Here is a 1,501-nt window from a genome sequence, read left to right on the forward strand (position 1 = left end):
CAAGGCCGTGAAGTTTGCGGCTGGTGCGTGTTGTCAAGGGCCTGCGCTCGCGAGGATTTCGATGCCGGTGGTGGCCTTGTAGCTGGTCCGGTCGATGCGGGGGCCTCGTGCTTGGTACTTGGAGATGGCGCGTTTGACGATGCGGGGGCTGACTCGCAGCCGCCGTGCGGGCAGCAGGTCGGCCAGGACGTGCCGGCCGATCGTGCCGACGAGGTCGATGACGGTACCGGCGATGACGCCCGCGGCCAGGATGACCTGGTCGCGGGCGGCCTGCCAGGCGATGGAGAAGCCGGCCCGGTCCGGATCGGTACCCCGTTGGGTGCCGGTCGCGTCCGCCATGGCGGTCCGTAGCAGCTGGTAGACCACCAGCAGGGCGTAGATCTCCTGGGTGATGCCGTCGGGGGTGCGGGCCCGCAGGACCCGGCCGCCGAGGACGGTCGACTTGAGTTCCAGGTAGGCCGTTTCGATGTCCCACCTCTGGTGATACAGCGTGGCCAGTTCGCCTGCCGGGTGGCGGTGGTGGTCGAGCAGGGTGGTGGCGAGCCGGTAGAGGCCGGTGTGCTTCCCGGAGGCGGTGGTGACGGTGATCTCGCAGTCGACGACGCGGACCCGCAGCGGGCCGAGGGCGGAGAGGTAGGAGCCGTCCCGGTAGCGGGTCAGGACCGGCATCTTGCGGCCGTTCTTCAGCCGGACCAGGGCGTGGGCTCCGGTGGCCGCGATACCGGCCACCAGTTTCTGGGCGGCGAAGTTGCGGTCGGCGAGCAGGATCATCCCCGGCCGCAGGCTGGGCAGCAGGCGCGGTGCGTAAGTGGTCTCGCCCGCGGTCGTGGGGCCGAAGACGGCGTCGATGAGGGTGCGGGTGCCGCACGCGACCAGGGCCAGGAGGCGGACCTGCGGGTAGCCGGTGCCGCCATGGTTGCCGGCCTGCTTGGTGAACCTGGTCAGGACCGCCGGGCTGTCGGGCACGGTCATGATGGTGCCGTCGAGTGCGACCACCAGCAGACCGTGCCACCGTGTCCCGGGCGCCCGTCCGTCGGCCGCGGGGCCTTTGAGCAGGTCGAACAGCCACTGCAGCGGCTTGCTGCCGATCCGGCGGCGGGCCTGGGCCAGCGCACTCGCCGACGGCGCGGCGACCGGCAGACCGGCCAGCGCACCGGTGAGCTTGCGCCACACCCCCAGGTAGCCGGTCTCCGGGAACAGGCACGCGGCCAGCAGCAGGTAGACCACGACCCGGGAGGGCAGGTCCCGCAGCCGCGACTGGACGGTACCTGTCTCGCGCAGAGACTCGTCGATCATTTCGAAGGGTATGTGCTGCGTGAGTTCGCCGAGGTGGCCGGGCGCGAACCGCCCCCCGGCCACACGGACGGTGTGGGTGATGACAGACTGGGTATCCAACGGAGTTCCTGCACGGTGATCTTGGTCGACACCGTTCTACCAGGGACTCCGTTGCTCGTCTCACCCACTTGACGACCCCACCCCACCGCAAACTTCACGGCCTTGG

General features: G+C 70.1%; 1 protein-coding gene. It reads right to left on the bottom strand.

Annotated elements, in window-relative coordinates; genetic code table 11:
* Positions 1–33: 33 nt before the first annotated feature.
* On the bottom strand, positions 34–1,395 hold the full coding sequence (locus ACFF45_RS35355; protein WP_381351139.1) for an IS4 family transposase: 1,362 nt from the start codon (positions 1,393–1,395) through the stop codon (positions 34–36).
* Positions 1,396–1,501: the final 106 nt, after the last annotated feature.

This window comes from Streptomyces cinereospinus, from assembly GCF_042430725.1.
GTDB lineage: Bacteria > Actinomycetota > Actinomycetes > Streptomycetales > Streptomycetaceae > Streptomyces > Streptomyces cinereospinus.